Origin of the sequence: Micromonospora sp. NPDC023956, assembly GCF_040639195.1 — a bacterium.
GTDB lineage: Bacteria > Actinomycetota > Actinomycetes > Mycobacteriales > Micromonosporaceae > Micromonospora.
The window spans coordinates 1-25961 of record NZ_JBEZZN010000005.1 but is presented as its reverse complement, the minus strand read 5'-3'; the positions used below and the strand labels follow the sequence as shown (position 1 = coordinate 25961).

The following is a 25961-nucleotide window of genomic DNA, read 5'->3' as shown; positions in this document are numbered from 1 at the left end:
GCATCCAGGCCGCCGGACGCCCCGGGGATCGGCGAAACGAAGTGGATCAATGGTCGGCGGTGCGGTCAGAGCAGGCCGGCGCGGCGCAGGGCGTCGGCCATGGCGCCGGTCGGCGGAGGGGCCGCGCCGCCGCCCCGGCCCTGCCGGGCAGGAGCCCCACCCCGGCCGCCGGAGCCGGCCCCCGTGCCGCCGGAGCCGCCCCGCGCACCGCCACCGCCCCGCGTGCCGCCCTGGCCGCCGGCACCGCCCCGCGTGCCGCCACCGGCGCCGCCCTGGCCGCCGGTGCCGTCGCGGGCAGCGCTGCGACCACCGGCGCCGGCCCGGTCGCCGCGGGCACCCTGGCCGCCCCGGGCACCCTGGTCACCGCGCGGTCCCTGGTCACCGCGGGGGCCGCGCTCGCGCCGACCGCCGTCGCCCTGGCCCCGGTCGCCGCCGGTGGACGGCTCGTCGTCCAGTCGCAGGGTCAGCGAGATCCGCTTGCGCGGCACGTCCACGTCGAGCACCTTGACCCGGACCACGTCACCGGACTTCACCACGTCCCGGGGGTCCTTGACGAAGGTGTGCGACATGGCCGAGACGTGCACGAGGCCGTCCTGGTGCACGCCGACGTCCACGAACGCGCCGAAGGCGGCCACGTTGGTGACCACGCCCTCCAGCACCATGCCCGGGGTCAGGTCACCGATCTTCTCCACGCCCTCGACGAACGTGGCGGTCCGGAACTCCGGGCGCGGGTCGCGGCCCGGCTTCTCCAGCTCGGCCAGGATGTCGGTGACCGTGGGCAGGCCGAAGGTGTCGTCGACGAACTCGGTCGCCCGCAGCCCGCGCAGGATGCTCGACCTGCCGATCAGCGACCGCAGGTCCTGCCCGGTCGAGGCGAGGATCCGCCGCACCACCGGGTACGCCTCCGGGTGCACGCTGGAGGAGTCCAGCGGGTCGTCGCCGCCGGGGATGCGCAGGAAGCCGGCGCACTGCTCGAACGCCTTCGGCCCGAGCCGGGCCACCTTCTTCAGCTCCGCCCGGGTCCGGAACGGCCCGTTGGCGTCCCGGTGCAGGACGATGTTCTCGGCCAGCCCGGCGCCGATGCCGGAGACCCGGGTCAGCAGCGGCGCGGACGCGGTGTTGACGTCCACGCCGACCGCGTTGACGCAGTCCTCGACCACCGCGTCCAGCGAGCGGGAGAGCTTCACCTCGGAGAGGTCGTGCTGGTACTGCCCGACCCCGATCGAGCGCGGATCGATCTTGACCAGCTCGGCGAGCGGGTCCTGGAGCCGACGGGCGATGGAGACCGCCCCGCGCAGCGAGACGTCCAGGTTGGGCAGTTCCTGCGAGGCGTACGCGGACGCGGAGTAGACCGACGCGCCGGCCTCGGAGACCACCACCTTGGTCAGCGTCAGCTCCGGGTGCCGCTTGATCAGGTCGGCGGCGAGCTTGTCGGTCTCCCGGCTGGCCGTGCCGTTGCCGATCGCCACCAGCTCGACGCCGTGCGCGGCGGCCAGCTTGGCCAGGGTGGCGACCGAGGCGTCCCACTGCCGGCGCGGCTCGTGCGGGTAGATCGTGTCGGTGGCGACCACCTTGCCGGTGGCGTCCACCACGGCGACCTTCACCCCGGTCCGCAGCCCCGGGTCCAGCCCCATGGTCGGGCGGGTGCCGGCGGGCGCGGCGAGCAGCAGGTCCCGCAGGTTGGTGGCGAAGACCCGGACCGCCTCGTCCTCGGCCGCCTGCCACAGCCGCATCCGCAGGTCCGCGCCGAGGTGGATGAGGATCCGGGTACGCCAGGCCCAGCGCACCGTGTCGGCGAGCCAGCGGTCCGCCGGTCGGCCGGCGTCGCTGACCCCGAACCGGCCGGCGATGGCCGCCTCGTAACGGGTCGGGCCGGTGACCGGGGCGTCGGCGTCGCCGTCGGGTTCCGGGTCCATGGTCAGGTCGAGGACGCCCTCCTTCTCGCCCCGCAGCATCGCCAGGATCCGGTGCGAGGGGAGTTTCGGGTACGGCTCGGCGAAGTCGAAGTAGTCGGCGAACTTCGCGCCGGCCGACTCCTGTCCCTCGCGTACCCGGGCGACCAGCCGGCCCCGCGACCACATCTGCTCGCGGAGCGTACCGATCAGGTCGGCGTCCTCGGCGAACCGCTCGATGAGGATGGCCCGCGCCCCCTCCAGCGCGGCGGCCGGGTCGGCGACGCCCTTCCCGTCGTCGACGTAGCCGGCGGCGACCGTCTTCGGGTCCTGCGTCGGGTCGGCCAGCAGGGTGTCGGCCAGCGGTTCCAGCCCCGCCTCGCGGGCGATCTGCGCGCGGGTCCGCCGCTTCGGCTTGTACGGCAGGTAGATGTCCTCCAGGCGGGCCTTCGAGTCGGCGGCCATGATCTGCGCTTCCAGGGCCTCGTCGAGCTTGCCCTGGCCGCGGATCGACTCCAGGATCGCGGCGCGCCGCTCGTCCAGCTCGCGCAGGTAGCGCAGCCGCTCCTCGAGGGTGCGCAGCTGCGCGTCGTCGAGCAGGCCGGTGGCCTCCTTGCGGTAGCGGGCGATGAACGGCACGGTGGCGCCGCCGTCGAGCAGCTCCACGGCTGCGCGTACCTGACGTTCGGTGACGCCGATCTCCTCGGCGATCCGCTGATGAACGGACTGGGTCACTGTGTTGATCCGCCTTCTCCGGTCGGTTCCGTCCTGCAACTCCGGGGGTTCCGTCCTGCATTGTGCCGCCCCGCCCCGACCCGACCGTCGTGGCGGTAGGTGGGCGCGCCGGCCGGGACCGCTGCGCTAGCGTGGCGATCATGGAACAACCTGCGGACCCCCGGGCCCGGCGGCTCTTCGGCGGCAGCTCCCGCGCCCTGGGTGACCTCGCGGCGAGCCCGTTCCGGGCCGACCGGGACCGGATCGTGGGCTCGCCCTTCTTCACCCGGCTCGGCGGCGTGACCCAGGTGGTCAGCCCCGGCGGCTCCGGCCTGCTGGTGCACAACCGCCTCACGCACAGCCTGAAGGTCGCCCAGGTGGCCCGCGCCATCGCCGAGCGGCTCACCGCCGACGACCGCTACCGCGACCTGCTGGTCGCCCTCGGCGGCTGCGACCCCGACGTGGTGGAGGCCGCCGCGCTCGCCCACGACCTCGGTCACCCGCCCTTCGGGCACCTGGGGGAGCGGGTGCTGGACCGGCTGGCCCGCGAGCGCCTCGGCCTGACCGACGGCTTCGAGGGCAACGCCCAGTCGTACCGGATCGTCACCTCGACCGAGATCGGCGGCGCGGCCACCATCGGCCTCGACCTCACCGCGGCGGTACGGGCCGCGATGCTGAAGTACCCGTGGACCCGGCTGGACCACCCCGACCCGCACCCCCGGCACCTGGACCCGCCGCCCCGGGGGGCCGCCGCCCCGCCGGACGACCCGGACAGCGGCTCGGCGAAGTTCGGCGCCTACCGCACCGAGCTGGACGACCTGCGGCAGGCCCGGGAGCCCTTCGCCGGCCGGATCGCCGACTGGCAGCAGACCGTCGAGGCGTCGGTGATGGACACCGCCGACGACATCGCGTACGCCATCCACGACGTCGAGGACTTCCACCGGGTCGGCGTGCTCCAGCAGGGCGCGGTGGCCGCCGAGCTGATCGCCTGGCAGCGGGAGCACGGGCACTACCGGTCGGTCACCGACGCGGCGCTGGCCAGCACCGCCCGCCGGCCCGGCGCGGCGATCGAGCGGCTGCGCCGGCAGCTGCACCGCAAGGACGGCTGGATCGCCGACGACGAGGCGTTCGCCGCCGCCGTCGAGCACGTCCGCCGGGAACTGGTCGAGGGGCTGCTCGCGCTGCCGTTCGACGGCTCGATCGAGGCGGAGCAGTACGTGGCCCGCTTCTCGGCCCGCTGGACCACCCGCTTCGTCGACGCGATCGAGGTGGTCGAGAAGCCGTCGGTGCGCTCCGGGCACGTGCAGCTCGCCGCGCCGCAGTGGCACGAGGTGCAGGTGCTCAAGTTCGTCCACCACCGGTTCGTGCTGGCCCGCCCGGATCTCGCGCTGCACCAGCGGGGCCAGGCCCGGCTGCTCGGCTCGCTGGTCGAGGCGCTCTGGGAGTGGTTGCTCGACCCGGAGGAGGCGTCCCGGCTGCCGCGCCGCCTGCACGACCTGGTGGAGCTGGCCGAGGCGGAACTGCACCCGCGCACCGCGGACCGGTCGGCGCGGGCCCGGGGGCGGGCCATCGTCGACTTCGTCGCGCTGCTCACCGATTCGCAGGCGGTGGCGATGCTGGACGCGCTCTCCGGTCGCTCCGGCGCGCTCTGGACCGACGCCTTCGTCCTCTGACCGGCACCCCCGGCCCCCGGGGGCGGTCAGGCGACGTGGTCCCACCAGGCGTCCACCGGCGGTGGGTCGTCGACCGTCACCCGCTCGCCGGGGCGCGGCACGGCCAGCTGGACGCCCCGGGCCTTCGCCTCCCGCCAGAGCCGGTTCACCGGCTCGGCCCAGTCGTGCAGGGCTAGGGTGAAGGTGCACCAGTGCACCGGCACCAGCAGCCCGCCCCGCACGTCGAGGTGGGCGGCGACCGCCTCCTCCGGGAACATGTGGATGTTCGGCCAGGCCCGGTCGTACGCGCCGATCTGGGTCAGCGTCACGTCGAACGGCCCGTACCGCTCGCCGATCTCGGCGTACCCGGGGAAGTAGCCGGAGTCACCGGTGTAGAAGACCCGGCGGTGCGCCCCGGCCACCACCCACGACCCCCAGAGCGTGCCGTCGCGGCGCAGGCCCCGGCCGGAGAAGTGCTGGGCGGCGGTGGCGGTGACCGTCAACCCGGCCACCCGGTGACTCTCCGCCCAGTCCAGCTCGACGATCCGGTCCGCCGGCACCCCCCACCGGTCCAGGTGCGCGCCGATGCCGAGCGGCACCAGGAACGGGGCGGACTGGGTGTCCCGCAGGCGGCGCACCGTCGCCATGTCGAGGTGGTCGTAGTGGTCGTGCGAGATCAGGACCGCGTCCACCGGGGGCAGCTCGTCGAGGCGTACCGGCGGGGCGTGCAGCCGGCGCGGGCCGAGGACCTGGGACGGGGAGCAGCGGTCGCTCCACACCGGGTCGACGAGCACCCGCCGTCCCTCGATCTCCACCAGCGCGGACGCGTGGCCGTACCAGACGACGGCGAGTTCCCGATCGGCAGCGCTGCCGGGGCCCGGACGCCGCAGCGGCACCGGTCGCGCCGGCCGGCGGCGCTGCTGACCGAAGAACAGTTCCCACGCCAGGTTCCGCCCCGGGTCGCCGATCGTCGTGCGGACGTCGGCGGGGTTGTGGAACACGCCGTCGTGGAACTGCGGTGAGCGGCGGACCCGATCGGCACGGACACCGGTCAGCCGGCCACCGAGGGCGGCCGGCACGTCCCGCGCGGCCCAGGCCAGGGCGGCCAGCGCGGCCAGCCCCAGTACCCCGGCGACCCCGCCGCCCCGGCCCCGCCCGGTCTGCTGCGCCCGTCCCCCCATGATCGTTCCCCTCCGCCCGGTGGATCCCGGGGCCCACGGTAGCCCTCGGCGCGTCAGCCGCCGTTACCCGGACGCTGCCGGGTGACCGGGTGCGCCGTCCCGGAGCCGGTCAGGCCGTCCACCGCGTCGAGGAAGCTCCGTCCCATCTTCGCCCGTGCCGTGACCGCCGGGTGGGTTCCGCCGAAGTTGCCCGGATCGGACTGTCCGGCGGCGAAGAGGGCGTACGTCAGCACCGGGGCCCCGGCCCGGTCGAAGATCACGCCCGCCTCGTTACGGGCGTCGGCGTACCAGCCGCCCTTGGCGGCCACCCGGGCCCGTTCGTCCGAGGACATGATGCGCCGGACGCCGTCGGTGTGGGCGATCGGCGCCCGCAGCTGGCGGAGCAGGAACGCCGTGGAGGCGGGGGCGAGCAGGGTGCCGGCCACCAGCGCCCGGAGCAGGCCGTTGGTCTCCCGGGGGGTGCTGGTGCCGAGGTAGAACCGGTTCGGGTTGGCCACCGGCTGGACCTGGGTCTTCGGGAAGCCCTTGGCGACCAGGATCGCGTTCAGCTCGGCCGCCGGACAGACCAGACCGCACAGCCGTACGGCGGTGTCGTCGGAGACGGTGAGCAACGCGGCGAGCGCGTGGCCGAGGGTGACCGAGCTGGGGTACGCCCCGTCCAGGCTGAAGATCCCGTCGCCGCCGGGGATCACGATCGCGGTGGTGACGTCGAGCCGCTGGGTTAGCGTGAGCAGCCCTCGGTCGACCTTGTCCAGCACCGCCGTGGCGACGGCGATCTTGTTCACGCTGTACGCCTCGAGGAGACGGTCCGGCTCGTCGGCGACCGCCGCCAGCGGCGGGCCCGCCGGATCGGCCACGCTGACGTACGCCTGCCAGCTGCCGCCCGCCTCGGTGGTCCGCTGCTGGTAGGCGGCGGCGACCAGGGCCGCGGCCTGGGCGGGGGTGCCCGCGGTGGGTGCCACGACACGCTCCTTCGCCGCTGCCGCTGTGCTCGGCCCGAGCACACCGGCAGCAGCGGCGGTGGTGCCCAACCCGAGAGCGGACCTTCGGTTCATCCTGACGGTCACGCGCGTCTCCTCGTCCCGTGCGGCCGGAATGCCCATCCGGTCACCCTAGGCGATCAGGCGCGCGCGGTGGGTACCCCCGATCGCCCCCGCGCCGGTGACCACCACCGACTCACGGGGCCAGCACGACCTTGACGCAGCCGTCCTCCTTCTTCTGGAACATCTCGTACGCCTTCGGCGCGTCGGTCAGCGGCAGCCGGTGGGTCCGCAGGTCCTCCACGCCCAGCGGGTCGTCGTCGCCGGCCAGCAGCGGCAGGATCTCGTCGGTCCAGCGGCGCACGTGGCACTGCCCCATCCGCACCTGGACGCCCCGGTCGAACATCTCCATCAGCGGCAGCGGGTCCACCTCGCCGCCGTACACGCCGGAGATGGAGACGGTGCCACCCCGGCGGACGGCCTTGAGCGCGGCCTTCAGGACGACCAGCCGGTCCACGCCGACCTTGTCGGTCATCGCCTGGGCCAGCTTGTCGGGCAGCAGCCCGGCGGCGGTCTGGGCGAACTTGCCGGAGCTGGAGCCGTGCGCCTCCATGCCGACCGCGTCGATCACCGCGTCCGGGCCGCGCCCGTCGACCAGGTCGATCAGCGCGGAGGGAACGTCGTCGAGTTGGGAGACGTCGAGCGTCTCGATGCCGTGCCGGCGGGCCATCGCCAGCCGCTCCGGCACCAGGTCCAGCCCGATCACCCGGTCCGCCCCGAGGTGCCGGCCGATCCGGGCGCAGAACTGCCCGACCGGGCCGAGCCCGAACACCGCGAGGGTGCCGCCGGGCGGGGTGTCCGCGTACGTCACCGCCTGCCAGGCGGTGGGCAGGATGTCGGAGAGGTAGAGATACCGCTCGTCCGCCCCGGTCGCCGGGACCTTGATCGGCCCGAACTGGGCCTGCGGCACCCGCAGGTACTCGGCCTGGCCGCCGGGCACCGAGCCGTAGAGGGAGGTGTAGCCGAACAGCGCCGCGCCCTTGCCCTCCCCGGTGACCTGCGTGGTCTCGCACTGCGCGTAGAGCTGCCGGTCGCACATCCAGCAGGAGCCGCAGGAGATGTTGAACGGCACCACCACCCGGTCGCCCGGCTTGAGCCGGGTCACCCCGGGGCCGACCTCCTCGACGATTCCCATCGGCTCGTGCCCAAGGACGTCACCCGGCTTCAGGAACGGCCCGAGCACCTCGTAGAGGTGCAGGTCCGAGCCGCAGATGGCGGTCGAGGTGATCCGGACGATCGCGTCGGTCGGCTCCTCGATCCTCGGGTCGGGGACCTCCTCCACCCGGACGTCCCGCTTGCCGTGCCAGGTCAGTGCTCTCATACCGGTCCCTCCACCGCGTCACGTCGTTCCTTCCGGGACTGCTACCCGGGAAGGGACCGGTGAACCGTCCCGCCGCTCGTCGGCGTCCCGGGGGTGGGCAGGGAGACGGTGACGACCAGGCCACCGTCCGGCCGGGGCGCGGCGTGCACCGTGCCGCCGTGGGCGCGGGCCACCGCCCGGACGATGGACAGGCCCAACCCGAAGCCCCGGTTGCCGGCGGCCCGTTCCCGGCTCAGCCGCCGGAACGGCAGGAAGATCGACTCGACCTCGTACCCGGGCACGACCGGCCCGCTGTTGCGGACGGTCAACACGGCCCGCCCGTTCGTCGTGGCGGTGGTGACGGTCAGCCATCCGTCCTCGCCGACGTTGTGCCGAACCGCGTTCTCCAGCAGGTTCTGGGTCAGCCGTTCCAGCAGCACCGGGTCACCGACCGTCCAGGCCGGGGCCAGCTCCCGGGAGACCACCAGGTCGGTCCGGGCGGCGGTCTGGTCGGTGAGGTGGCCGGCCACCTCGGCGAGGTCCACCTCGGTCCGCTCGGTCAGCGCGTTCTCCGAGTCGGCGAGGGTGAGCAGCCCGTCGATCAGCCGTTCGTGCCGTTCGTTGACGGAGAGCAGCGTCTCGCCGAGCTGGCGCAGCTCCGCCGGGGCGTCCGGCCGGGTGATGGCCAGTTCGACCAGGGACCGGTTGATCGCCAGCGGGGTGCGCAGCTCGTGCGAGGCGTTGGCGACGAACCGCCGCTGGCCGTCGAAGGACCGGTCGAGCCGTTCCAGCATCAGGTCGAAGGTGTCGGCGAGTTCCTTGACCTCGTCGGTCGGGCCGGCCAGGGCGATCCGCTCGTGCAGGCCCCGACCGGCGCCGTCCGCGCCGGCGATCCGGCGGGCGGTCCCGGTGATCTGGTTCAGCGGCTGCAACGCCCGCCCGGCGACCAGCCAGCCGAACGCGACGGCGGCGACCGTCACCACGGCCAGCGCCACCCCGCCCTGGGTCAGCAGGGAGTCCAGCGCGTCCTGCCGGGCCTCCTCCTGCACCTGCCGCACCAGCCCGCGCAGGGTGTCCGCCTGTTCGGCGGTGAGCTTCGTGCCGGACTGCGGCAGCGACACCCGGCCCGCGTCCCGGCTGCGGAGGTCGAACCCGAGACCCCGGGTGAGGCGCTGGTCGACCAGCACGTAGGTCACCGCGAGCAGCACCGTCCCGGCGAGCAGGAACAGTCCGCCGTAGACCAGCGTGAGCCGGGCGCGGATGGTCAGCTTCTTCACCGGATCCGGTACCCCGCGCCGGGCACCGTCTCGATGACGGGCGGTTCGCCGAGCTTGCGGCGCAGCTTCATCACGGTCACCCGCAGCACGTTGGTGAGCGGGTCGATGTGCTCGTCCCAGGCCCGTTCCAGGAGTTCCTCGGCGGAGACCACCGCCCCGTCGGCCCGCAGCAGCTCGACCAGCACGCCGAACTCCTTGCGGGACAGTGGCACGGGGTGCCCGTCCCGGGTCACCTCCCGCCGGGCCGGGTCCAGCGCGATGCCGGCCCGGGTGAGCCGGGGTGGCGCGGCCGGCCGGGTACGCCGGGTCAGGGCGTGCACCCGCGCACTCAGCTCGATGAACGCGAACGGCTTGGTCAGGTAGTCGTCGGCGCCGATGGCCAGCCCGGCGACCCGTTCCCGGACCGCGGCGGCGGCGGTCAGCATCAGCACCCGGGTGTCCCGGTCGGAGTCGACCACGGCCCGGCACACGTCGTCGCCGTGCACCACCGGCAGGTCCCGGTCGAGCACCACCACGTCGTACCCGTTGACCCCGAGCCGTTCCAGCGCGGCGTCCCCGTCGTACACGACGTCCACCGCGAACGCCTCCCGGCGCAGCCATTCGGCGATCGCGTCCGCCAGGAGCCGTTCGTCCTCGACCACCAGTACCCGCACCGCTACATCCTCGCCCACGCCGGCATAACCACGCCGTAAACGGCACCGCGACGTTTACGCTCCCGCTACGCCCCGTGACGTTGACTCGTCGGTGGACGCCGGTTTCCCGCCGGCCGGGGAAAGGAGCACAAGACGATGCGGAGACGGCTGACGGGCGTACTGCTCGCCCTGCCGCTCGCGGCGGCGGTCGGTCTGGCCGGCTGCGGTGGGGCCGACCGGGACGACGACGGGGTGGCCACGGCCGGGGGCGGCGGCGCGCGGCCGACGGTCGACGCCGCCGCGCTCACCGACGAGGAACGCCGGATCAAGTTCACCGGTTGCCTGCGCGAGCAGGGGCTGGACGTGGCGGATCCGGCGCCGGGCCAGAACGGCCCGCGTTTCAAGCAGGGCTCCGACGTGGACCGCACCAAGGTCCAGGCGGCCCTCCAGGCGTGCCGGGAGTTCGCCCCGAACGGGGGACAACCCCGGCAGCTCAACGCCGACCAGGTCGAACAGGTTCGCAAGCTCGCCACGTGCATGCGGGAGAACGGCGTGCCGAACTTCCCCGATCCGGACGCCGACGGCCGGATCCAGCCCGGGAAGGCCGACATCGACCGGAAGGACCCGGCAGTCCGTGCGGCGTTCGACAAGTGCCGCGAGGTGGTGCCCAACCTCGACGACCGCCTGGGGGCGTCGTGAGCGCGCCACTGGGCGGCGACGTCAAGGCGGCCCCGGAGCCCGCTGCCGGCGGCACGACGGAGGCACCGCGCCGTCGACGCCGGTGGCGGCCGGGCACCGTGCTGGCCGCCGGGACGGCCGTGGTGCTGGCCGGCGGGGCGGTCGCGGTCGGCATGGCCGTCGACGGCAGCGCCGGGGAGTCGGCCGGGGCCGCCCCGCTCCCGCCGACCACCACCGCCGTCACCCGGCAGACCCTGGTCGACCGGGAGACCAAGAGCGGCGAGCTGGGGTACGGCACACCGCGCGCCCTGGACACCCGGTACAACGGCACGCTGACCTGGGTGGCGGCCACCGGGAGCACGGTCGCCCGGGGCAAGGCCCTGTACCGGGTCGACGACGAGCCGGTGGTGCTGCTGCACGGCAGCCTGCCGGCGTACCGCACCCTGCGTGCCGGGGTCAGCGGCCGGGACGTCACGCAGTTCGAGCGGAACCTGACCGACCTGGGCTACACCGGTTTCACCGTCGACGACGACTACACCTCCGCCACCGCCGACGCGGTCCGCCGCTGGCAGGAGGACCTGGGGGTGCCCGAGAGCGGGCAGGTCGAGCCGGGCCGGATCGTCTACGCCGCCGGCACGGTCCGGGTGGCGAGCCAGGGCGCCGAGGTGGGGGACGCCGTCGCCCCGGGCCGGACGGTGCTCTCGACCACGGGCACCACCCGGCTGGTCACCTGCACGCTGGACGTCGACGACCAACGGCTGGCCCGCACGGGCGCGGAGGTCACCATCACCTTGCCGGACGGCAGGCGGACCACCGGCAAGGTCGGCACCGTCGAGACGGTGGTCCAGACCTCGGCCGGGGCGACCGGCCAGGACCCGGTCAGCGAGACGAGGATCGAGGTCTCGGTGACCGGCGACGACCCGGCCGCCCTCACCGGCTTCGAGCAGGCGGCGGTGGACGTCGGGTTCGTGGCGGCGGAGCGGGCCGACGTGCTCAGCGTGCCGGTCGCCGCGCTGCTCGCCCTCGCCGAGGGCGGCTACGGCCTCCAGGTGGTGAACGACGCGGGCACCCGGATCATCGCGGTGCGGACCGGCCTCTTCGCCGCCGGCCGGGTGGAGGTCTCCGGTGACGGCGTCGTCGAGGGGCTGACGGTGGGGATGCCCGGTGACTGACCGGAGCTACGCCGCCGCCGACCACGTCGTGCGGTTGCGCGACGTGTCCAGGCGGTACGGCGACACCGTGGCCGCCCTCGACCGGGTCGACCTGACCATCGGCCGGGGTGAACTGGTGGCCATCGTCGGCCCCTCCGGCTCCGGCAAGTCCACCATGCTCAACGTCATCGGCACCCTGGACCGGCCCACCTCGGGCACCGTGTCCGTCGACGGGTACGACACGTCCCGGCTCTCCGACCGGGAACTGTCCGCCCTGCGGGCCAGCCGGATCGGTTTCGTGTTCCAGCAGTTCCACCTCGCGGTGGGCGTACCGCTGGTGGAGAACGTCGCCGACGGTCTGCTCTACGCGGGCGTACCCCGGCGGGAGCGGCACCGGCGTGCGGAGGTCGCGTTGCGCCGGGTCGGGCTGGGTCACCGCCTCGACCACCGTCCGCACCAGCTCTCCGGCGGCGAACGGCAGCGGGCCGCGATCGCCCGAGCCGTGGTCGGCGAACCGCCGCTGCTCCTGGCCGACGAGCCCACCGGCAACCTGGACTCCACCTCGGGGGCCGGGGTGATGGAGCTGCTGCACGGGCTGCACGCGGCCGGCACCACGGTCGTGGTGATCACCCACGACCGGGAGATCGCGGCGAGCCTGCCCCGCCAGGTGCGGATGCGGGACGGGCGGATCGTGGCCGAGGGTCTGCCGCTGGTCGAGGGGGTGCTCCGGTGACCGCGACGACGACCCGGGCCGCCGACCGCCCGCAACGGCTGCGGCCCGCCCGGATGCACCCGCGCGACGTGCTGCGGGTCGGCGGCGTGGGGCTGCGGACCCGGCCGCTGCGGGCCTTCCTCTCGGCGCTGGGCATCGCCATCGGCATCGCGGCGATGATCAGTGTCGTCGGGATCTCCTCGTCGTCCCGGGCCGACCTGGACCGGACCCTGGCGGCCCTGGGCACCAACCTGCTCACCGTCGCGCCGGGCAGCACCCTCTTCGGGGCCGACGCCCAGCTGCCCACCGAGTCGGTGGCGATGATCTCCCGGATCGGGCCGGTGCAGCAGGTCGCCGCGGTGGCCCAGCTCGCCGACACGCCGGTCTACCGCTCCGACCGGATCCCGGCGGCGCAGACCGGCGGCCTGGGTGTCCAGGCGGTCACCCTGGACGTCCTGGACACCGTCGGCGGCACGGTCGCCCACGGCACCTGGCTCAACGACGCCACCGCCCGGTACCCGGTCACCGTGCTCGGGGCGGTCGCCGCGCAACGGCTCGGGCTCGGCGCGGCCGGGCCGGACATCCAGGTCTACGTCGACGGCCGGTGGTTCACCGTGATCGGGATCCTCCGGCCGGTGCCGCTCGCCCCGGAGATCGACTCGGCGGCGCTGGTCGGCTGGCCGGCCGCCACCACCTACCTCGGGCTGGACGGGCACCCGACCCGGATCTACACCCGCTCGGCGGAGCAGCACGTCGAGGCGGTACGGGAGGTGTTGGCGGCGACGGCCAACCCGGAGCAGGCCAACGAGATCCAGGTGTCCCGCCCGTCGGACGCGCTCGCCGCCCGGCAGGCCACCGACGAGGCGTTCACCGGCCTGCTGTTGGGCCTGGGCGCGGTGGCCCTGCTGGTGGGGGGCGTCGGGGTGGCCAACACGATGGTCATCTCGGTGCTGGAGCGGCGGGCGGAGATCGGGTTGCGCCGGGCGCTCGGTGCCACCCGGGGCCAGGTCCGGACCCAGTTCCTCGCCGAGTCCCTGTTGCTGTCCGCCCTCGGTGGGCTGGGTGGGGTGCTGCTGGGGGTCCTGGTCACCGCCGGCTACGCCCTCTCCCAGGGCTGGCCGACGGTGGTGCCGCTCTGGGTGATGGCCGGTGGCATCGGCGCGACGATCGTCATCGGCGCGGTGGCCGGGCTCTACCCGGCGATCCGGGCCAGCCGGCTGTCGCCCACCGAGGCCCTGGCGACGTCCTGACGGACACCCCGCGTGGGGGACGCGGGCGGCGCCCGCCGGCCGGTGGGGACACCGGCCGGCGGGCGCCGCGTCGGGTCAGCGTCGGGTCAGCTTGAGCAGTTCCCAACCGCCCAGGTGGGTGGTCGGGTCGGTCCGCAGGTTCAGCGGGTTCGCCATGCCGAGGTAGAGCGTGGAGCCTTCCGCGACCATGGTCCGTACGCCCTGGTTGAGGGGGTTGCCGAAGCCGGTCTTGTCGACCGCGCGGGCCGGCCGCCCCGGCGCGTCGAACACCCACAGGTCGGAGCCGAAGGTGGGCGGGTCGACGCCGGGCTCCGGCTCCGTCGGCATCTCGCCCTCCAGCGCGATGTAGGCGAAGTCCATGGTGCCGACGTAGAGCCGTCCGGCGGCCACCGTCATCTTCCAGGCGTACAGGTTGTAGGGGTCACCGAACCCGGATGCGCCGTGCAGCGGGGTCACGCCGGTCGGCACGGGACGCCAGGCGCCGACGCCGTTGTTCGCCGTCGCGTCGAACGCCGGGAGCTGGGACTCGCCGTAGAGCGTCTCGACCGTCTCGTCGGTGCCGCCGAAGTCCCGACCCCGGAACATGACCAGCGCCCGCTGGGTGTTCTCGATGGTGGCCTGGAGCTGCTGCTGGTTCTTCGGCGGGTAGACCTTGACGTGCAGCGCGGTGGCCTGGAGCGGGACGTGCATGCTGCCCCAGTAGAGGTAGCCGCCGTAGGAGGCGAGACCGCCGAGCGCGTACGCCCGCCGGACCACCGGGTCCGGCTCGTACTCGGCGGGCGACCAGACCTGCGTCCAGCCGGCGGCGTCGCCCGGGGTGAGGCCCGGATCCCCGTCGGCCAGCGGCGGACTCATCCAGATGCTGGCCAGGTCGGTGGTGTTGGCGGCGGCCGTCGCGGCCCCCTCCACGATCGCCTTCGGCCAGGTGGTGACGTAGAGCCGGCCCTTGTGCGCGGTGATGTCGGCGGCCTGGGTCGGCAGCTCACCGACCACGCTGAAGGCGAACGGGTCGGTCCGGTCACCCGTCCAGCGCAGGACCCGACCGGAGTCACCGCCGTTGGTGCCCATCCCGACGCCCGCGTAGAGGACGCCGTCGGCGACGGCGAAGTGCCGGATGTTCTCGTAGTCGGAGAGGTTGGCCGAGCCGAGGTAGCGGCCGGTCAGGCTGTCGAAGGCGAACAGGTTGATGCCGGCGACGACGCTGGGGCCGCCGAGCAGCACGACGCCCCGGTGGGCGGCGCCGCTGCGCAGCCCGGCCGTGGACCGCAGCAGGGCGGCGTCCGCCGGCGAGGCGTCGGTGATGGCGGCGGTCCGCTCGGTGAGCTGCTCGTTAGCCAGGTCGTAGGTGTAGACCTCCGGCGGCCGGTGGTCGCCGAGGTTCGCCGGCAGGGCGGGGTTCTGTCGGGCGGGCTGGCTGTTGGCGAACTCGCAGGCGTAGTCGTCGTTCAGGATCGGTTCCCGGACGTTGTAGCCCTCCGGCTTGAGGCAGAGGACGTTGGCTCCGGTGCCGAACCAGAGCTTGCGTCCGGCCTTGGCCAGGCCCCAGACGTACGACTGGTTGACCTTCTCCTGGCCCACCGCGCAGGGTGGCCCGGCCGGGTAGTCGACGCCGATCCCGGCGAAGCACTCGTCGGCGGCGGCCTTGGCCAGCAGCCGTACGCTCTCCGGGGGCCGTGCGCCCCCGGCGTCGACCTCGGCCACGGCCGGGGCGGCGGAGGTGGCCACGAGGCCCAGGGCGACGAGGACGGTCAGTAGTCGACCTGGTGGTTGGAGTCGACGCATCTGTCTTCCTTCCGACACGTTCGCCAGCGGCGCGGAACCCGGAACGGGGTCACCGGGATCGCCGCCGAGTGGAGGGGTTGCCGCACGACTCACCGGGGTGTACCCGGGCATCGGGTTACCGTTTTCCGGGGCCGTGCGGGAGAGACGCTAACACGCTCATGAATGGCGTTCTATCGATTCCGACCATTAAATAAATTGGAACGGCAGACGGTTCGTGGGTTGACCTTCCGGCCCGGCGGGAGCGTGTGTCGGGCGGCGGGCGCGGGCATTGGCGGGCACCCGCAAAAGCTGGTCAAAGGTGCACAAGGTGCCGGCTGTCCGGGAACGGGGCAACCAGGGCGGACAGAGGTGTCCACAGTGTGGCGAAGGGGGCGGCCGGCCGGCTCGCGCACCAGGGGGACGGGGATTCTGGTGCGGCTATTTCCGGCCTGCGTCATAACGACCGTTGTTTACGCGGCATAAACCCGCGAGACGACGGTTGTCCACGTTCACCAATCGTTCGCTATCGCCGGTGGAATTCGATCGACATCCACCCCGCCGGCCCCGCCGGACGAAACCTCAGGGGGTGCCGCCGCGCTTCGCGGTCGCCTTCAGGTAGTCCCGGTTGAGCCGGCCGATCGTGGTCAGCGGGATGCCCTTCGGGCAGGCCACCGTGCACTCACCGGCGTTGGTGCAGCCGCCGAAGCCGGCCTCGTCGTGCGCGTCGACCATGTCGACCACCCGGGAGTACCGCTCGGGCTGCCCCTGCGGCAACAGCGAGAGGTGGGTGACCTTGGCGGCGGTGAAGAGCATCCCGGACCCGTTCGGGCAGGCGGCCACGCAGGCGCCGCAGCCGATGCAGGCCGCCGACGCGAAGGCCGCGTCCGCGTCGTCCTTCGGCACCGGGGTGGCGTGCGCCTCCGGGGCGCTGCCGGTCGGCGCGGTGACGTACCCGCCGGCCGCGACGATCCGGTCGAGGGCGCCCCGGTCGACGACCAGGTCCTTGACCACCGGGAAGGCGCGGGCCCGCCACGGCTCGATGTCGATGGTGTCGCCGTCGGAGAACTGCCGCATGTGCAGCTGGCAGGCGGTGGTGCCGCGCTGCGGCCCGTGCGCGGCACCGTTGATCATGAGGCTGCACATGCCGCAGATGCCCTCGCGGCAGTCGTGGTCGAAGGCGACCGGCTCCTCACCGGCGAGGATCAGCCGCTCGTTGAGCACGTCGAGCATCTCCAGGAAGGACATGTCCGGGGAGACGTCCTCGACCCGGTAGGTCACCATCCGACCCTTGTCCTTCGGGCCGGACTGGCGCCAGATGCGCAGGGTCAGGTTCACTTGTAGCTCCGCTGCGTGGGGTGGACGTACTCGAAGGTCAGGTCTTCCTTGTGCAGCACCGGGGGCCGGTCGCCGTCGGTGAACTCCCAGGCCGCCACGTACGCGAACCGCTCGTCGTCGCGTTGCGCCTCGCCGTCGGTGCTCTGGTGCTCGGCGCGGAAGTGGCCGCCGCAGGATTCCTCCCGGTGCAGGGCGTCGACGCACATCAGCTCGGCCAGCTCGAAGAAGTCGGCCACCCGGCCGGCCTTCTCCAGCGACTGGTTGAGGCCCTCGCCGTCGCCGGGCACCCGGACCCGCTGCCAGAACTGCCCGCGCAGGGCCCGGATCTCGTCGATCGCCGTGCGCAGCCCGGCCGCGCTGCGCTCCATGCCGCAGTGCTCCCACATGATCTGGCCCAACTCGCGGTGGAACGAGTCCACGGTCCGGTCGCCGTTCACGGCGAGCAGCCGGGCGATCCGGTCCTCGACCTCGGCGCGCGCCGCTACCGCCTCCGGGTGGCCCGCGTCGACCTTCTCGAACGGGCCGGCGGCCAGGTAGTTGGCGATGGTGTTCGGCAGGACGAAGTACCCGTCGGCGAGGCCCTGCATCAACGCGGACGCGCCGAGCCGGTTCGCTCCGTGGTCGGAGAAGTTCGCCTCGCCGATCACGAAGAGTCCGGGGACGGTGGACTGGAGGTCGTAGTCGACCCAGAGCCCGCCCATCGTGTAGTGCACGGCCGGGTAGATCCGCATCGGCACCCGGTACGGGTCCTCACCGGTGATCCGCTCGTACATCTCGAAGAGGTTGCCGTACTTCGCCTCGATGGCCTTGCGGCCGAGCCGGCCGATCGCGTCGGCGAAGTCCAGGTAGACCCCGAGCCCGGTCGGACCGACCCCCCGTCCGGCGTCGCAGACGTTCTTCGCGGCCCGGGAGGCGATGTCCCGGGGCACCAGGTTGCCGAAGGACGGGTAGATCCGTTCGAGGTAGTAGTCCCGCTCGTCCTCGGGGATGTCGCCGGGGCTGCGCCGGTCGCCCTCGGCCCTCGGCACCCAGACCCGGCCGTCGTTGCGCAGCGACTCGCTCATCAGGGTCAGCTTCGACTGGTGGTCGCCGGAGACCGGGATGCAGGTCGGGTGGATCTGCGTGTAGCAGGGGTTGGCGAAGTACGCGCCCTTGCGGTGCGCCCGCCAGGTGGCGGTGACGTTGCAGCCCTTGGCGTTGGTGGAGAGGTGGAAGACGTTGCCGTACCCGCCGGTGGCCAGCACCACCGCGTCGGCGAACTCGCCCGAGACCTCGCCGGTCACCAGGTCCCGGACCACGATGCCCCGGGCCCGGCCGTCCACCACGATCAGCTCCAGCATCTCGTGCCGGGCGTTCATCTCCACCGTGCCGAGCCCGATCTGCCGTTCGAGGGCCTGGTACGCCCCGAGCAGCAACTGCTGGCCGGTCTGGCCCCGGGCGTAGAAGGTGCGCTGCACCTGCGCGCCGCCGAAGGACCGGGTGTCCAGCAGGCCGCCGTACTCGCGGGCGAACGGCACGCCCTGGGCGACGCACTGGTCGATGATGTTCACCGACACCTCGGCCAGCCGGTGCACGTTCGACTCCCGGGAACGGAAGTCGCCCCCCTTGACCGTGTCGTAGAAGAGCCGGTGCACCGAGTCGCCGTCGTTGCGGTAGTTCTTGGCGGCGTTGATGCCGCCCTGGGCGGCGATCGAGTGCGCCCGGCGCGGGCTGTCCTGGTAGCAGTAGCTCTTCACCCGGTAGCCCTGCTCGGCCAGGGTGGCGGCGGCCGACCCGCCGGCCAGCCCGGTGCCGACCACGATCACCGTCATCTTCCGGCGGTTGGCGGGGTTGACCAGCTTGGCCTCGAAACGGCGGCGTTCCCAGCGGGTCTCGATCGGGCCGGCGGGGGCCGTGGTGTCGGCGATCGGGTCGCCCTCGCGGTAGAGATCCATGGTCAGTCCACCAATCCGGTGAGTACGGCGAACGGCACCACCAGGTAGCCGGCGCAGAGCGCGACGGCGAAGAGCAGGGCGACGACCCGGGCCCGGCGCTCGCCGCGCGGGGTCTGCTGGCCGAGGCTGCGCAGCGCGCTGAACAGGCCGTGCCGCAGGTGGAGGCCGACGGCGACGATCGCCAGGGTGTAGCAGAGCGTGACGTACCAGCGCGACGGGGCGAAGTCGGCGACCACGTTCGCGTACGGGCGGCCCGGGTCGCCGACCGGGTTCAGCGTCCCGGTGGTCAGGTCGAGGATGTGGTAGATCACGAAGAGCAGGATGATCACGCCGCCCCAGCGCATGGTCCGGGCGGCGTAGCTGCCCCGCACCTTCCCGCGGTGGGCGTAGCGGACCGGGCGGGCGGCGCGGGCCCGCCGGGCGAGCGCGGTGGCCGCCGCGATGTGCCCCAGCACCGCCCCGAGCAGGCCGACCCGCAGGATCCAGAGGAACCAGACCCCGGGCAGGATCGGTGCGCCGATCTCCCGGAGCCAGTGGGCGTAGTGGTCGAACGAGGTCTGGCCGGCGAAGACCTTCAGGTTGCCGAGCATGTGCGCGACGAGGAAGAGCACCAGGACGATGCCCGTCACCGCCATGACGGCCTTCAGGCCGACGCTGGAGCGGACGGGCGACCGGGACGACGTGACTACCACCCGATCGACGCTAGGAGGAAGTGCGACCAGTCGTCCAATGCATCGAACTCGCAGCTTGTATAGCTATAGGCTATGTAGATGCAGATCCATCAGCTCCGGTACTTCGTGGCGGTGGCCGAACTACGACATTTCACGCAAGCCGCCGAGTTCGTGGGGATCACCCAGCCATCGTTGAGTAAGCAAGTTCACGCCCTGGAGACGTCCCTCGGCACCCCGCTCTTCGAACGGGTCCGGGGCAACATCGCCCTCACCGCCGCCGGGGAGGTGCTGCTCCCCTCCGCCAAACGGATCCTCGCCGACGTGGAGACGGCCCAACGCGAGGTGCAGGAACTGGTCGGCCTGCGCCGGGGACGCGTCCGTCTCGGCGCCACGCCCAGCCTGATCACCTCGCTCGCCCCACCGGTGCTGGCCCGGTTCCGCGCCGCGTACCCGAGCGTGGACCTGCGGGTGGAGGAGGGCGGCTCCCAGGACCTCGTCCGGGACCTGCTCCGCGGTGACCTCGACCTGGCGCTGATCATCATGCCGGGCCAGGGCACCGACCCCGGGCTCCGGGCCGACCCGATCCTGCGGGAGAGCCTGGTGGTCGCCTCCCTGGACCCGCTCCCGGCCGCCGACACCGGCGAGTTGCGCATCGCCGACCTGCGTGATCAGCCCCTGGTGATGTTCCGGCAGGGCTACGACATCCGCGACGCGACCCTGGAGGCGTGCCGGGCCGCCGGCTTCGAACCCTCCTTCGCCGTCGAGGGCGGCGAGATGGACGCCGTGCTCAGCTTCGTCGAGGCCGGGCTCGGGGTGGCCCTGGTGCCGGGCATCGTGGTCGCCCGCCGCCCCCGCATCCGGGTCACCCCGCTGGCCCCACCCGGTGTGCACCGGACCATCGCGGTGGCCCGTCGGCGCGACGCCGTGCCCACCCACGCCGGTCGGGCGCTGCGCCGGATCCTGCTCGACCACATCCGGGACGCCACCGAACAGGGGAACCTGCCGTCCGGCGTCGTGCCGCTCTGAGCCGCGACCGGGCGGCCGGCTCAGCGCCCCTCGGCCACGTCCATCGCCCGGTAGATCCGCTGCTCCGAGACCGGGTACGGGGTGCCGAGCGCCTGGGCGAACACGTTCACCCGCAGCTCCTCGATCATCCAGCGGATCTGCCGGACCGCCTCGGCGTTGCGTCGGGTCGGCGGCAGGGCGGCCAGCATGTCCTGGTACTCCTTCTGCACCACCGCGATCCGGTCCTGCTGCTGGCGGTCCCGTTGCGGGTTGCCCGGCAGCCGTTCCAGCCGCCGTTCGATCGCCGCGAGGTACCGCAGCAGGTCGGGCAGCCGGGCGTGACCGGCCTCGGTGACGAACCCGGCGTGCACCAGTCCGGCGAGCTGGGCCTTGATGTCGGCCAGCGCGGCCACCAGGTTCAGGTCGGTGGTCCGGGACAGCCGCTGCTGCACGGCGTGGGCGGCGGCGAGCACCTTGCGGACCCGGTCCATCACCTCGACCACGGTGTCCACCAGTTCGGCGCGGACCTTGTCGCGCAGTGCGGCGAAGCCGTCGGCGTCCCAGGCCGGGCCACCCGCGTCGGCCACCAGCCGGTCGATCGCCGCCCCGGTGGCGTCGGCGATGAGAGCCTGGACGCCGCCGTGCGGGTTGCGGCTCAGCGCGAGCTTCGCCTCGTTGGAGAGCCGTCCCTGGAGGAACTTGGCCGGGTTCGCCACGGTCAGGCGCAGCAGCCGCCGGGTGCCCGCCCACATCGCCGCCGCCTGCTCGGCCTCGGAGTCGAAGACCTTCACCCCGACCGTCTCGCCCTCGTCGACCAGCGCCGGGTAGGCGGTGACCCGGTAGCCGGCCCGGACCTGCTCGATGGTGCGCGGCAGCGTCCCGATGCTCCACTCGCGCAGCCCGGTGCGGGCCACGTCCGGCGCGGCGGCGGCGACCACCTGGCGTACCTCGGCCTTGAGCTGGCGTTGCAGGGCCGGCAGGTCCTTGCCCTCGGCGACCGGCTTGTCCTCCTCGTCGAGCACCCGGAAGGTGACCCGCAGGTGTGCCGGGAGCCGGTCGAGGTCCCAGGCGTCCCGGGGCACGGTCACCCCGGTCATCCGGCGCAGCACCCGGGTCAACGCGTCGAGCAGCGGCTCCGCACCCGGCGTGATGGCGGCCAGGGCGGCTCGGGCGAAGTCCGGCACCGGCACGAAGTTGCGCCGTACCGCCTTGGGCAGTGAGCGGATCAGCGCGACCACCAGTTCCTCGCGCAGCCCCGGCACCTGCCAGTCGAAGGTCTCCGCCGGCACCTGGTTGAGCAGGGGCAGCGGGATGTCCACGGTCACCCCGTCGGTCGGGGTGCCCGGCTCGAACCGGTAGGTCAGCGGCAGCGCCACCCCGTCGGAGTGCCACTGGTCCGGGTAGTCCGCCTCGTCCACCGGACCCCGGCCGGAGTTGACCAGCAGGTCGCGGGTGAAGGTGAGCAGGTCGGGCCGCTCCCGGCGCTCCTTCTTCCACCAGGCGTCGAAGTGCCGGCCGGAGACCACGTCGCCGGGGATCCGGGCGTCGTAGAAGGCGAAGATGGTCTCGTCGTCGACCAGGATGTCCCGGCGGCGGGCCCGGTGCTCCAGCTCCTCGACCTCGTCGCGCAGCTTCTGGTTGTCCCGCCAGAACTGGTGGTGGGTGGACCAGTCGCCCTCCACCAGGGCGTGCCGGATGAACAGCTCCCGGCTCAGGCCCGGGTCGATCCGGCCGAAGTTGACCTTCCGGGCGGTGACCAGCGGGATGCCGTAGAGGGTGACCTTCTCGTAGGCGAGGACCGCCGCCTGCTTCTTCTCCCAGTGCGGCTCGCTGTAGCTGCGTTTGACCAGGTGCTGAGCGAGCGGCTCGACCCATTCCGGCTCGACCCGGCCAGCCACCCGGCCCCAGAGCCGGGAGGTCTCCACCAGCTCGGCCGCCATCACCCAGCGCGGTGGCTTCTTGAACAGCGCCGAGCCGGGGAAGACCGCGAACTTGGCGCCCCGCGCGCCGAGGTACTCGTGCTTCTGCGGGTCCTTCAGGCCGACGTGGGAGAGCAGCCCGACCAGCAGCGACTGGTGCACCCTGGGGGTGTCGATCTCCTCCGGCAGGTCCGCGCCCCGGTCGCGCCGGCCGCCGCCCTCTGCCGTGTCGCGCCGGCCGCCGTCCGCCGTGCTCTGCGCCGGCCCGCGCCGGCCCCGTCCCCCCTCACCCGGTTCCGGGGTACGGAGCACCTGGCGCACCTGGCTGACGATGTCCTGCCACTCGCGCACCCGCAGGTAGTTCAGGTACTCCGCCTTGCACATCCGCCGGAACGCGCTGGAGGAGAGGTCGCGCTGCTGCTCGCGCAGGTAGCGCCAGAGGTTCAGCAGGGTGACGAAGTCCGACTCGCGGTCGGTGAACCGGGCGTGCGCCTGGTCGGCCTGGGCCTGCTTCTCCGCCGGCCGTTCGCGCGGGTCCTGGATGGAGAGCGCGGCGGCGATCACGACGACCTCGGTGGCGCAGCCGTTGCGTTCGCCCTCCACCACCATCCGGGCGAGCCGGGGGTCGACCGGGAGCTGGGCCAGCCGCCGCCCGAGCGGGGTGAGCCGCTTCGCCGGGTCGGTCTGGGTCAGGTCGAGCGCGCCCAGCTCGTGCAACAGGTTCACGCCGTCGGTGATGTTGCGCCGGTCCGGCGGGTCGAGGAACGGGAACGCGGCGATGTCCCCGAGCCCGATCGAGGTCATCTGGAGGATGACCGAGGCCAGGTTGGTCCGGAGGATCTCCGGGTCGGTGAACTCGGGACGGGAGAGGAAGTCCGGCTCGTCGTAGAGGCGGATGCAGATCCCGTCCGAGGTACGCCCGCAGCGCCCCTTGCGCTGGTTCGCCGAGGCCTGCGAGACCGGTTCGATCGGCAGCCGCTGCACCTTGAGCCGGCTGGAGTAGCGGGAGATCCGCGCGGTCCCCGGATCCACCACGTACCTGATGCCGGGGACGGTCAGCGAGGTCTCCGCCACGTTGGTGGCGAGCACCACCCGGCGTCCGGTGTGCGGGGCGAAGACCCGGTGCTGCTCGGCGGAGGAGAGCCGGGCGTACAGGGGGAGGATCTCGGTGCCGAACAGCGACCGCTTCTTCTCCACCAGCCTGCCCAGCGCCTCGGCGGTGTCCCGGATCTCCCGCTCGCCGCTGAGGAAGACCAGGACGTCCCCCGGCCCCTCGGCGGCCAGTTCCTCGACCGCGTCGCCGATCGCCTGGATCTGGTCGCGGACGTTCTCCTCGTCGTCGCCCTCGTCGTCCTCGGCTCCGGCGACCTCCACCAGCGGCCGGTAGCGCACCTCCACCGGGTACGTCCGCCCGGAGACCTCCACCACCGGCGCGGGCTTCCCCTCGGTCGCGTCGTCGGTCGGCGGCGCGGCGAAGTGCCGGGCGAACCGGTCGGTCTCGATGGTCGCCGAGGTGATGATCACCTTCAGGTCGGGCCGGCGGGGAAGGAGCTGTTTCAGATACCCGAGGATGAAGTCGATGTTCAGGCTGCGTTCGTGCGCCTCGTCGATGATCAACGTGTCGTACTGGCGCAGCATCCGGTCGGTCTGGAGTTCGGCCAGCAGGATGCCGTCGGTCATCAACTTGACCAGCGAACGGTCGCTGACCTGGTCGGTGAAGCGCACCTTGTAGCCGACCACGTCGCCCAGCTCGGTACCCAGCTCCTCGGCGATCCGGTCGGCGACGGTCCGGGCGGCCAGCCGGCGGGGCTGGGTGTGCCCGATCAGCCCGTGCACGCCCCGCCCCAGCTCCAGGCAGATCTTCGGCAGCTGGGTGGTCTTGCCCGAGCCGGTCTCGCCGGCCACGATCACCACCTGGTGCTCCCGGATCGCGGCGGCGATGTCGTCCCTGCGCTCACTGACCGGCAGACCCGCCGGATAGGTGACCGTCGGGACGGCCGCCCGGCGGGCGGTCAGCCGTGCCTCCGCGCCGGTTACGTCGGCCACGATCTCGGCCAGCGCGGCCTCCCGCCGGGCCGGGTCGCGCAGCCGGCGTACCCCGTCCAGCCGGCGTTGGACGCGGCGCTGGTCACGGAACATCAGCGCGGCGACCCGGCGGTGCAGCTCACGGAGGGAGGCGGCGGGCTCGGGGGCGCTCTCGGGCGCGGCGGAGGCGGAAGGATTCTGCATGTCGTCGCCAAGGATAGGCAGCCCGCCGCCCGACCGCTTCCGGGTTACCGCCGACGCCGCCGGCAGTACCCGGGGCGCGGCCGGTAGCCCGCCAACGGGCTGCCGGCACGGGCTGGCCAACGGGCCTGCCGGCACGGGCTGGCCAACGGGCCTGCTCGGCGTGGGCCTGCCGGTACGGGCCTGCCGGCGTGGGCCTGCCGGCACGGGCCTGCCGGTCCGGCCGGACGGGGCCGCTACCGCCGTCCGCCGCCGTCTGGCGTGGAGGGAACACGGGGCACCGCGCGCTCCGCGCACGGTCTACAGTTGGTCGCCGACCGACCACGGGGGGACGCGATGACGATGCGGGACACCGACCGGGCGCTGGTGCAGGCCGCTGGCGCGGTCGCCCGGCTGCGCTGCCGTAGTGCCCGGCACACCGTGGCCGCCGCGGCGAGGACGCCGCAGGGACGGGTCCTCACCGGGGTCAACGTGCACCACGCGACCGGCGCAACCTGCGCCGAGGTGGTGACCGTCGGGGCGGCCGTGACCCAGGGGGTCGCCGAACTGGAGACGATCGTCGCGGTGGGGGACCGGGGCCGGGAGATCCTGCCGCCCTGCGAACGGTGCCGGGCGGTGGTGCTCGACTGCTTCCCGGCGATCCGGGTGATCGTCGGTCCGATGGACGACCCGCGCGTGCTGTTCCTCGCCGACCTGTCGGCAGCGGCGTCGGCCTGAGCCGGGAGCGCCGGTCAGCCCTCGGCGCTCTCCGGCCGCGCACCCGCGTCCGGCCGCCCACCCGCGTCCGGCCGTGCTCCGGCGGTGCCGTCGGCGTCCCGCGTCCCTGCGGCGTCGGACGGATCGCCCCCGCGCCGCCCCCGGGCCCACAACGTCCCGGCGGCGACTGCTCCGACCGCGACCAGGGCGATCTTGAAACCGGCCTTGCCGAACGCCAGGTAGCCGAGGCCCGTGGTCATCGAACCGGCCCACCACGACGGGTCGAGGAACCTGCCCCGGTCGGTGGAGAACTCCCAGTCGCGCAGCCACCAGCCGAGCGCGACCAGACCGAGGGCACCCAGAGCGGTGAGAAGAGCCGCCACGACCAGCCGTCCCGAACCGTTCCGCCCCGCAGTCATGCCCCGACCCTAGATGTCTCCCGCCAGCCACCCCGAATCGCTTGTCCGGACCTGCGCGGATCATGGCGGCATGCCCGGTTGATCCCGGTCGACAGGGTGCTGTCCGGCCCGCCGCGGTGGCTGACGTGCGGATTGTCCGGTTCGGTGACCGTCGTCCGGATGCGCTGGCGGGGTGCCGCCGGGAATCGGGTCGGGGTCGGGGGCGTTGGACCGGGCTCACCCCCCAGGCAGCACTGACCCGCCCCCGGGCCGGGCCGCCGCCTCGGAATGCGGGTCGGGCCGGTGGCGTTGGAGATGGCTCACCCCCGAGCACCGCCGCCCCGCCCCCCGAGGGTCGGGTGGACCGCGTGCGGAATGCGGGCCGGGCCGGTGGCGTTGTACATGGCTGGCGCACCCGCCAGGGCACGAGCCCCGGGTCCGCCCCCCCCAATACTTCCCCGCCCGTGACACCCCCGTGCCACGTGTCGGAAACCCCTGATGCGTCGACCCGCGCCGCCTGGGCGCCCCCGTGCCCGT

19 protein-coding genes are annotated in these 25961 nt (G+C 73.4%); 7 read left to right on the top strand and 12 right to left on the bottom strand.

All coding sequences use genetic code 11. The annotated features are described in order from the left end of the window. Positions 1-65: 65 nt before the first annotated feature. Entirely contained in the window at positions 66-2627 is a 2562-nt protein-coding gene (locus AB0F58_RS12305) for a Tex family protein (protein WP_357141942.1), read from the bottom strand. A 140-nt stretch (positions 2628-2767) separates the two neighbouring features. Between AB0F58_RS12305 and dgt the strand changes: the two genes are divergently transcribed. Further along, complete coding sequence (gene dgt, locus AB0F58_RS12300) at positions 2768-4279, top strand: dGTP triphosphohydrolase (RefSeq protein ID WP_357141939.1); 1512 nt, start codon at positions 2768-2770, stop codon at positions 4277-4279. Between the two features lie 26 nt (positions 4280-4305). Here dgt and AB0F58_RS12295 read toward each other — a convergent pair whose 3' ends face one another. From AB0F58_RS12295 to AB0F58_RS12275, 5 genes are all read right to left on the bottom strand, one after another. Next, a complete protein-coding gene (locus AB0F58_RS12295; RefSeq protein ID WP_357141936.1) occupies positions 4306-5439 on the bottom strand; it encodes an MBL fold metallo-hydrolase in 1134 nt (377 codons plus the stop codon). Positions 5440-5492: 53 nt separating this feature from the next. After that, positions 5493-6401: a serine hydrolase gene (locus tag AB0F58_RS12290; protein ID WP_357141933.1), complete on the bottom strand. Its 909-nt coding sequence runs from the start codon at positions 6399-6401 to the stop codon at positions 5493-5495. A gap of 214 nt (positions 6402-6615) precedes the next feature. Then, the gene (locus AB0F58_RS12285) at positions 6616-7800 is read right to left on the bottom strand and encodes a zinc-dependent alcohol dehydrogenase (RefSeq protein WP_357141930.1); all 1185 of its coding nucleotides are present in this window, start codon (positions 7798-7800) and stop codon (positions 6616-6618) included. A gap of 41 nt (positions 7801-7841) precedes the next feature. Next, positions 7842-9056 carry a HAMP domain-containing sensor histidine kinase gene (locus AB0F58_RS12280; protein ID WP_357141926.1) on the bottom strand — a complete coding sequence of 405 codons (1215 nt, stop codon included), beginning with the start codon at positions 9054-9056 and terminating at the stop codon, positions 7842-7844. Beyond that, on the bottom strand, positions 9053-9709 hold the full coding sequence (locus tag AB0F58_RS12275; RefSeq protein ID WP_357141923.1) for a response regulator transcription factor: 657 nt from the start codon (positions 9707-9709) through the stop codon (positions 9053-9055). Before AB0F58_RS12275 ends, AB0F58_RS12280 begins: the two co-directional genes overlap by 4 nt. A gap of 135 nt (positions 9710-9844) precedes the next feature. On the opposite strand from AB0F58_RS12275, the gene AB0F58_RS12270 reads away from it, so the two are divergent. Genes AB0F58_RS12270 through AB0F58_RS12255 form a run of 4 tightly spaced genes read left to right on the top strand, consistent with a single transcriptional unit; the run spans position 9845 to position 13479 of the window. Then, the gene (locus AB0F58_RS12270; protein WP_357141919.1) at positions 9845-10387 is read left to right on the top strand and encodes a hypothetical protein; all 543 of its coding nucleotides are present in this window, start codon (positions 9845-9847) and stop codon (positions 10385-10387) included. Then, a complete protein-coding gene (locus tag AB0F58_RS12265; protein WP_357141915.1) occupies positions 10384-11538 on the top strand; it encodes a peptidoglycan-binding protein in 1155 nt (384 codons plus the stop codon). The genes AB0F58_RS12270 and AB0F58_RS12265 overlap by 4 nt, the downstream gene beginning before the upstream one ends. After that, positions 11531-12250 (top strand): ABC transporter ATP-binding protein, encoded by a 720-nt coding sequence (locus AB0F58_RS12260; RefSeq protein WP_357141912.1) that lies wholly within the window; start codon positions 11531-11533, stop codon positions 12248-12250. The genes AB0F58_RS12265 and AB0F58_RS12260 overlap by 8 nt, the downstream gene beginning before the upstream one ends. Positions 12251-12303: 53 nt before the next feature. Next, complete coding sequence (locus AB0F58_RS12255; RefSeq protein WP_357142430.1) at positions 12304-13479, top strand: ABC transporter permease; 1176 nt, start codon at positions 12304-12306, stop codon at positions 13477-13479. A 75-nt stretch (positions 13480-13554) separates the two neighbouring features. On the opposite strand, the gene AB0F58_RS12250 is transcribed toward AB0F58_RS12255, so the two are convergent. The 4 genes from AB0F58_RS12250 to AB0F58_RS12235 form a co-directional block, all read right to left on the bottom strand. Further along, positions 13555-15261 (bottom strand): hypothetical protein, encoded by a 1707-nt coding sequence (locus AB0F58_RS12250; protein ID WP_357141909.1) that lies wholly within the window; start codon positions 15259-15261, stop codon positions 13555-13557. 558 nt (positions 15262-15819) lie between these two features. Next, positions 15820-16575 (bottom strand): succinate dehydrogenase/fumarate reductase iron-sulfur subunit, encoded by a 756-nt coding sequence (locus tag AB0F58_RS12245; RefSeq protein ID WP_357141906.1) that lies wholly within the window; start codon positions 16573-16575, stop codon positions 15820-15822. Further along, a complete protein-coding gene (locus AB0F58_RS12240) occupies positions 16572-18509 on the bottom strand; it encodes a fumarate reductase/succinate dehydrogenase flavoprotein subunit (protein ID WP_357141904.1) in 1938 nt (645 codons plus the stop codon). The genes AB0F58_RS12245 and AB0F58_RS12240 overlap by 4 nt, the downstream gene beginning before the upstream one ends. 2 nt (positions 18510-18511) lie before the next feature. Continuing rightward, positions 18512-19201, bottom strand: a complete 690-nt coding sequence (locus AB0F58_RS12235) for a succinate dehydrogenase cytochrome b subunit (RefSeq protein WP_357141900.1) — start codon at positions 19199-19201, stop codon at positions 18512-18514. Between the two features lie 78 nt (positions 19202-19279). On the opposite strand from AB0F58_RS12235, the gene AB0F58_RS12230 reads away from it, so the two are divergent. Next, on the top strand, positions 19280-20206 hold the full coding sequence (locus tag AB0F58_RS12230) for a LysR family transcriptional regulator (RefSeq protein ID WP_357141897.1): 927 nt from the start codon (positions 19280-19282) through the stop codon (positions 20204-20206). Positions 20207-20226: 20 nt separating this feature from the next. Here AB0F58_RS12230 and hrpA read toward each other — a convergent pair whose 3' ends face one another. Next, entirely contained in the window at positions 20227-24333 is a 4107-nt protein-coding gene (gene hrpA / locus AB0F58_RS12225; protein ID WP_357141894.1) for an ATP-dependent RNA helicase HrpA, read from the bottom strand. Between the two features lie 333 nt (positions 24334-24666). Between hrpA and AB0F58_RS12220 the strand changes: the two genes are divergently transcribed. Next, the gene (locus AB0F58_RS12220; RefSeq protein ID WP_357141891.1) at positions 24667-25047 is read left to right on the top strand and encodes a cytidine deaminase; all 381 of its coding nucleotides are present in this window, start codon (positions 24667-24669) and stop codon (positions 25045-25047) included. Between the two features lie 14 nt (positions 25048-25061). On the opposite strand, the gene AB0F58_RS12215 is transcribed toward AB0F58_RS12220, so the two are convergent. Beyond that, positions 25062-25445: a hypothetical protein gene (locus AB0F58_RS12215; RefSeq protein WP_357141888.1), complete on the bottom strand. Its 384-nt coding sequence runs from the start codon at positions 25443-25445 to the stop codon at positions 25062-25064. Between the last annotated feature and the right edge of the window lie 516 nt (positions 25446-25961).

Excerpts from the sequence above, each read along its gene's own strand:
- AB0F58_RS12230 (WP_357141897.1), top strand. The coding sequence starts at position 19,280 with ATGCAGATCCATCAGCTCCGGTACTTCGTGGCGGTGGCCGAACTACGA.
- AB0F58_RS12255 (WP_357142430.1), top strand. The coding sequence starts at position 12,304 with ATGCACCCGCGCGACGTGCTGCGGGTCGGCGGCGTGGGGCTGCGGACC.
- AB0F58_RS12220 (WP_357141891.1), top strand. The coding sequence starts at position 24,667 with ATGACGATGCGGGACACCGACCGGGCGCTGGTGCAGGCCGCTGGCGCG.
- AB0F58_RS12295 (WP_357141936.1), bottom strand. The coding sequence starts at position 5,439 with ATGGGGGGACGGGCGCAGCAGACCGGGCGGGGCCGGGGCGGCGGGGTC.
- AB0F58_RS12215 (WP_357141888.1), bottom strand. The coding sequence starts at position 25,445 with ATGACTGCGGGGCGGAACGGTTCGGGACGGCTGGTCGTGGCGGCTCTT.
- AB0F58_RS12250 (WP_357141909.1), bottom strand. The coding sequence starts at position 15,261 with ATGCGTCGACTCCAACCACCAGGTCGACTACTGACCGTCCTCGTCGCC.
- AB0F58_RS12270 (WP_357141919.1), top strand. The coding sequence starts at position 9,845 with ATGCGGAGACGGCTGACGGGCGTACTGCTCGCCCTGCCGCTCGCGGCG.
- AB0F58_RS12285 (WP_357141930.1), bottom strand. The coding sequence starts at position 7,800 with ATGAGAGCACTGACCTGGCACGGCAAGCGGGACGTCCGGGTGGAGGAG.
- AB0F58_RS12240 (WP_357141904.1), bottom strand. The coding sequence starts at position 18,509 with ATGGATCTCTACCGCGAGGGCGACCCGATCGCCGACACCACGGCCCCC.
- dgt (WP_357141939.1), top strand. The coding sequence starts at position 2,768 with ATGGAACAACCTGCGGACCCCCGGGCCCGGCGGCTCTTCGGCGGCAGC.
- hrpA (WP_357141894.1), bottom strand. The coding sequence starts at position 24,333 with ATGCAGAATCCTTCCGCCTCCGCCGCGCCCGAGAGCGCCCCCGAGCCC.